Below are 6144 nucleotides of genomic sequence, written 5' to 3' on the forward strand. Positions count from 1 at the left end.
GGGGACCCCCGTGATCCGCCGGATCTCCGCGCTCCTGGTCGCCGCCGCGGCCCTGCTGTCCGTCGCGGCGACGGCGGCGACGACCCACCACCGGCACGCCTCGACCTCCGTCGTCGCCGAGGAGGCCGAGGACTCCACCGCGGGCGGACACACGCCGAACCGCTCGGAGCCGACCGGCCGTTGAGCCCGCCGGCCGGCTGAGGCGGTTCGGCTCGGGCGGGCCGGCTCAGGCGGTTCGGCTCAGGCGGGCCGCTGCGCCCAGGCCGCGAGGGCGCGGCCGACGTCCCGGATGGCGTGCACGGCGGCCCGTTCGGTGCTGGGCCCGAGCGCCACGTCCCAGTGCGCGACGACCGCGTAGGCCACCCGGCGGGCGCCCACGATGACGCCCGCGTCGGCCCGTACCCCGGTGTCCGTACCGGTCTTGTTGGCGACCAGCAGGCGGCCGGGCAGCGGCGCGGGGAAGCCGGGGGCGAACGGGTCGTGGTCGATCAGCGCGGGCACCAGGCCGTGGTCGGTGTTGGCGCGCATCCAGCCGAGCAGCCGGGCCGAGGCGGCCGGGCCGGCCATGGTGCCCCGGACCGCGAGGGCCACCAGCCGGGCCAGGTCGCGGGCGGTGCCGGTGGCGAAGACCGGCGGGACGTCCGGCCCGCGCTCGTCGCGCACCCGGTCGTGCAGGGTGAGCCGTTCCAGTCCGAGCTCGCGCGCCAGCCGGGCGGCGGCCGGCAGGCCGACCAGCCGCAGCAGGGCGTTGGTGGCGGTGTTGTCGCTGACCGCGGCGGTCAGCCAGGCCAGGTCCTCCACCGTCCAGTCGGGGCGGCTCAGCCGGCCGAGCAGGCCGGTGCCGCCGGTGACGTCCTCGGGGAGGATCTCCACCGGCTGTCCGGCCGTCAGCTCCCCGGATTCCAGCCGCCGCGCGACCTCGGCGAGCAGCAGCAGCTTGGAGGCGCTGGCGACGGGCAGGACGACGGTGTCGTCCACCCCGACCGCGTCGGCGTCGACTCCGCGGTCCGCCTCGGCGGCGTCCACGTCGACGGCGGCCACCGCGAGGGTCAGCGGCAGCGCCGCGGAGCTGCGTGCGGCGGCGGCCACCTGGGCGAGGCTCATCGGACCCGCACCACCTCTCCGGCCCGGATCGCGGTCGGCCGGCCGCCGCGCACCGCGACCCGCCCGGCCACCACGACGGTCTCCACGCCCACCGGCGGCAGCAGCGGCCGCTCGAAGGTCGCGCCGTCCAGGACGGCCGCCGGGTCGAGCACCACCAGGTCCGCGACGGCACCGTCCCGGACCACGCCGCGCCCGGCCAGCCGGAACCGTTCGGCGGGCAGGCCGGTCATCTTGTGCACCGCGAGCTCCAGCGGCAGCAGCCCCTGTTCGCGCCCGTAGTGACCGAGCACCCGGGCGAAGCTGCCCGCCCAGCGGGGGTGCGGGCGGCCGGGTTTGGGCACCCCGTCCGAGCCGATCATCGACAGCGGGCTGGCCAGCACCCGGCGGACGTCGTCCTCGCGCATCGAGTGGCTGATGATGGTCACCTCGCCCTGCGCCTCCAGCAGCAGGTCGCAGACGAGGTCCACCGGGTCGGTGCCGCGCTCGGCGGCCAGGTCGGCGATCCGGCGGCCCTCGGCCGTACGGCGGGCGGGCGCGGCGGCCACCGAGATCAGGTCCCAGCCGCCGTTGCCGACGGTGTTCTCCCAGCCCTCGACGCCGTGCGCGATGTCCGCCCGGATCCGGTCCCGCACCTCCTTGCTGCGCAGCCGCTCCAGCAGCGCGGCCGGCCCGCCCTCGCTGGTCCACGGCGGCAGCATCGCGTGCAGCACGGTGCTGCCGGCGGTGTACGGGTAGACGTCGCAGAGCACGTCCACGCCCTCGGCGCGGGCCTGCTCCAGGCGCGGCAGGGTCCGCAGGGTGGCGCCCCAGGCGTGCCGCCCGGCGGTCTTGTGGTGGGAGACCTGGAGCGGGGCGCCGGAGCGCACCGCGATCTCCAGCGCCTCCTCCAGCGCCTTCTCCACCTGGGACATCTCGTCGCGCAGGTGCGTCACGTACGGCTTGCCGTGCCGCGCGGCGACCTTCGCCAGGGCCACGATCTCCTCGGTGTCCGCGTAGACGCCGGGCGGGTAGATCAGCCCGGTGGAGAGTCCGGCCGCGCCCTGGGTCAGCGCCCGGTCGAGCAGCCCGCACATGGCGGCCAGCTCCTGGTCGGTGGGCGGGCGGTCCTCGAAGCCCATCACTCCGGCGCGCAGCGTGCCGTGGCCGACCAGCGAGGTGATGTGGTTGCGGCGCAGTTCGGGCCGCTGGCCGGCGGCGAAGGCGTCGAAGTCCTCGGCGGGCAGCACCGGTCCGAGGCCGAAGGAGACCCGCAGGTGCTCGGCCAGTTCGGGCAGCCGCCCGGGCAGTGCCGGGAACAGGCTGATCCCGCAGTTGCCGCTGATCTCGGTGGTGACGCCCTGGAGCAGCGGGGCCAGCCGCAGTTCGTCCAGGGCGTCGCCGTCGGTATGGGTGCCGCCGCCGAAGGGGGCGGCGAGCGCGTCCGAGTGGGTGTGGACGTCGATGAAGCCGGGGGTGACGACCCGCCCGGTGACGTCCAGGGTCTCGGCCGCGGTCACGGCGGTGCCGGGCGGCAGTACGGTGACCCGGCCGCCGGCGACGGCGAGGTCGGCCGGGCGGGCGGGCGCCCCGGTGCCGTCCACCAGGGTGGCGCCGCGCAGCAGCAGGTCGACCGGGGTCGTGGTCACGTCCGCTCCCATCAGTCCCATCGCTCCCATCAGAGCACCGTCGAGAGGAAGGCCCGGGTGCGGTCGTGCCGCGGGGCGGTGAACACCTCGGCCGGGCTGCCGGCCTCCACGACGGCACCCTGGTCCATGAAGACGACCCGGTCGGCGACCTCGCGGGCGAAGCCCATCTCGTGGGTGACGACGATCATCGTCATGCCGCTGCGGGCGAGGTCGCGCATCACGCCGAGCACCTCGCCGACCAGCTCCGGGTCGAGCGCGGAGGTGGGCTCGTCGAAGAGCATCAGGGTCGGCTCCATGGCCAGCGCCCGGGCGATCGCCACCCGCTGCTGCTGGCCGCCGGAGAGCTGGGCCGGGTAGTGGTCGGCGCGGTCGGCCAGGCCGACCCGGGCGAGCAGTTCGCGGGCCCGGCGCTCGGCCTCCCCGCGGGGGCGGCCCTTGACCGCGATCGGGCCCTCCATGACGTTCTGGAGCGCGGTGCGGTGCGGGAAGAGGTGGAAGCGCTGGAAGACCATGCCGATCCGCTCGCGCTGGTGGCGGATGTCGCGCGGCCGGCGCTCGCGCAGCCTGCTGCCGGAGGCGCCGTACGGCTCGTAGCCGACCGGTTCGCCGTCCACCTCGATCCGCCCGGCGTCGATCTTCTCCAGGTGGTTGAAGCAGCGCAGCAGGGTGGACTTGCCGGAGCCGGAGGGGCCGATCACGCAGAGCACCTCCCCCGCCCGGACCTCCAGGTCGATGCCGCGCAGCACCTCCAGGTCCCCGAACCGCTTGCGCACCTTCCGGGCCGACAGGACCACCTCGGCGGCCGGCTTCCCCAGGTCCGTGGTCGTCACTTGACCTCCCCCTTCTTCACGCGCTTTCCCGCTCCGCCGCGCCCCGGGCGCAGGTTGGCCAGCACCCGGCGGTGCAGCGCCGGCGGGGCGCCGGCCGGGTTGAACCTCCGCTCCACCGCGTGCTGGGCGACGCTCGCGATGGTGGTGAGCACCAGGTACCAGATGGACGCGACGATCAGCAGCGCGATCACCTCGAAGTTGGCGAGGTAGAGGTGCTGAGAGACGGTCATCAGGTCGGCGCCGGCGATGACGGAGACCAGCGAGGTGGTCTTCAGCATCGAGATGAACTGGTTGCCGAACGGCGGGATGATCACCCGCATCGCCTGCGGCAGCACCACCCGGGTGAGGATCTGCCGGTTGGACATACCCAGCGAGGCGCCCGCCTCGCGCTGCCCGGGGTCGACGCTCTGGATGCCGGCCCGGACGATCTCGGACATGTAGGCGCCCTCGTTGATCGACAGGCCGAGCAGCGCCGCCACGAAGCCGGTGATCAGGGTGTTGGACTGCCAGCTGACCAGCTTGGGCCCGTCGAACGGGATGCCGATGCTGATCTCCGGGAAGAGCAGCGCCAGGTTGAACCAGAAGATCAGCTGGACCAGCAGCGGGGTGCCGCGGAAGAACCAGGTGTACGCGCCGGCGGTGGTCCGCAGCACCGGGCTGTCGGACAGCTGCATCACCGCGGCCACCACACCGATGACGATGCCCACCACCTGGGAGATCAGGGTGAGTTGGACGGTCACCCAGAGTCCTTCCAGGATCACGCCGTCGAACTGGTACTTGGCGACGATGTCCCAGTGCAGGTTGGGGTTGACGATGACGGTCCAGGCGAGCCAGACGGCGACGAAGGCGGCCGCCAGCACGGCGAACCAGCGTGCCGGGCGGGGCCGGCCGGTCACTTCGAAGGCCAGGTCGTCGTCGACGGGGCCGGCGGCGGCCGTTCGGGGTACCGGGGCGGGCGTCGCGGGCTCGGCGGGCGCGGGCGTCGCGGGGTCGGCGGGCGCGGGCGTCGCGGGGTCGGCGGGGATCCCGGGGTCTCTCATGTCGGTGCTCATCTCGTCGGTGCCGCCGTTCTCACTGCGCCGCGTTGACGGTGGCGCGCTCCACCGCGCTGCCGCCGACCTGGTAGGTGTCCAGCACCTTGCGGTACTCACCGTTCTCGATCAGCTCCTGGAGCGCCTTCTGCACCGCGTCGCGCAGCCCGGCGTCCTTCTTCGCGACCGCGATGCCCCACGGCGCCGTGCCGTACTGCTCCGGCAGCACCTCGTAGGAGCCGCTGTTCTGCACGAACATCTGCGCCACCGGGTAGTCCACGATCGTGGCGACGGCCCGCTCGCTGTCCAGCTGGAGCAGCCCGGTCGGGGCGTCCTCGCTCTGCGAGATCGCCATCCTGGTGGCGCACTTGGCGTTCTGCTGCTCGCCGATCTCCAGGTTGGAGCTGCCCTTGGCGAGGACCACCTTCTTGCCGCAGAGGTCCTCGATGGACTTGATGCCCTCGGGGTTGCCCTTCTTCGTCATGATCACTCCGCCGGTGCGGAAGTAGTCGACGAAGTCGACGGCCTGGCGGCGCTGCGCGCTGTCCGTCATGGAGGACATCACCAGGTCGTAGCGGCCGGCCTGGAGGCCGGGGATCAGGCCGTCGAAGGAGGAGTTGGCGAGCTCCAGCTTCAGCCCGAGCCTCCCGGCGACGGCGGCGGCGAGGTCCGGGTCGACCCCGGTCAGCTCGGTGGTGCCGGTCTTGTACATCTCCATCGGCGGGTAGCCGACGGAGGTGGCCACTCTGAGCACGCCGCTCTGCTTGTTCTTCGCCGGGAGCAGCTCGGCGGCGCTCTTCCCGGAGTTCTGTCCGGCCTGCGCCGCGCCGGCGGCCGGGGAGCCGCCCTGGTCGGAGCGCCCGCAGGCGGTGGCGGCCAGGACGACCAGGGACAGTGCGGCCAGACAGCGCAGGGAACGGGGGCGGTTCATCGGCTACTCCCTCGGGCGGTGACGGTGCGCCGATGCTGGCAGCCGGGTCCGGGTGAACGGAAGATGATGAAGCCATTGCTGCCTCACCAACGATTTTGGTACGGCTGACCGCCCTGTCCTGCGGACTTCCGGCCGTGCCCGACCGGCCGGGTCGACCGGTCAGCCGTCAGCCGGTCAGCCGGTCAGCCGGTCAGCCGGTGAGCCACGGGGCCTCCGGCAGCTTGGCGTCCGCCTCCCGGCCGGTGAGCTCGACGGTGGTGGGGGTGCCCAGCCCCGGCATCCGCATCGTCACCCGGCGCAGCCCGCCGTCGCCGTCGACCCAGTAGGTCAGCGGCGAGCGGGCGCCGTCGGGCGCGGAGCCCTGGGCGCGCGGACCGGCGAAGCGGTCGTAGCCCTTGCCGTCGATCCGGTCCCGGCCCAGCCAGCGGGCCCCGGACTGGGCGAGCAGCAGCGGGTTGTCGGGGCGGTCCGCGCCGAGCTGGACCAGCAGGTTCAGTCCGGCGTCCAGCGGGTCCGCCGTGTAGGTCCGCGGTGAGCGGGCGCCGTCGGGCGCGGAGCCCTGGGCGCGCGGACCGGCGAAGCGGTCGTAGCCCTTGCCGTCGATCCGGTCCCGGCCCAGCCAG

At 74.1% G+C, this 6144-nt stretch carries 6 protein-coding genes and 1 pseudogene; 1 reads left to right on the top strand and 6 read right to left on the bottom strand.

Features of this window, described 5'->3' with window-relative positions:
• The coding region (locus ACIQOV_RS22860) for a hypothetical protein (protein ID WP_401051162.1) at positions 1-184 on the top strand (184 nt) is incomplete at its 5' end.
• A gap of 56 nt (positions 185-240) precedes the next feature.
• Here ACIQOV_RS22860 and ACIQOV_RS22865 read toward each other — a convergent pair.
• From ACIQOV_RS22865 to ACIQOV_RS22890, 6 genes and pseudogenes are all read right to left on the bottom strand, one after another.
• Positions 241-1104, bottom strand: coding sequence for a serine hydrolase (locus ACIQOV_RS22865; RefSeq protein WP_401051165.1), 864 nt, complete (start codon positions 1102-1104; stop codon positions 241-243).
• On the bottom strand, positions 1101-2729 hold the full coding sequence (locus tag ACIQOV_RS22870; RefSeq protein ID WP_401051168.1) for an amidohydrolase family protein: 1629 nt from the start codon (positions 2727-2729) through the stop codon (positions 1101-1103). Before ACIQOV_RS22870 ends, ACIQOV_RS22865 begins: the two co-directional genes overlap by 4 nt.
• A gap of 29 nt (positions 2730-2758) precedes the next feature.
• Positions 2759-3559: an amino acid ABC transporter ATP-binding protein gene (locus ACIQOV_RS22875; protein ID WP_387693519.1), complete on the bottom strand. Its 801-nt coding sequence runs from the start codon at positions 3557-3559 to the stop codon at positions 2759-2761.
• The gene (locus ACIQOV_RS22880; protein WP_401051172.1) at positions 3556-4599 is read right to left on the bottom strand and encodes an amino acid ABC transporter permease; all 1044 of its coding nucleotides are present in this window, start codon (positions 4597-4599) and stop codon (positions 3556-3558) included. The genes ACIQOV_RS22875 and ACIQOV_RS22880 overlap by 4 nt, the downstream gene beginning before the upstream one ends.
• Before the next feature lie 31 nt (positions 4600-4630).
• The gene (locus tag ACIQOV_RS22885; protein ID WP_401051175.1) at positions 4631-5521 is read right to left on the bottom strand and encodes an ABC transporter substrate-binding protein; all 891 of its coding nucleotides are present in this window, start codon (positions 5519-5521) and stop codon (positions 4631-4633) included.
• A 190-nt stretch (positions 5522-5711) separates the two neighbouring features.
• Positions 5712-6144, bottom strand: a pseudogene (locus ACIQOV_RS22890) (hypothetical protein); the annotation flags it as partial.

This window comes from Kitasatospora sp. NPDC091257 (assembly GCF_044757675.1).
Classification (GTDB): Bacteria; Actinomycetota; Actinomycetes; order Streptomycetales; family Streptomycetaceae; genus Kitasatospora; species Kitasatospora lactacystinica.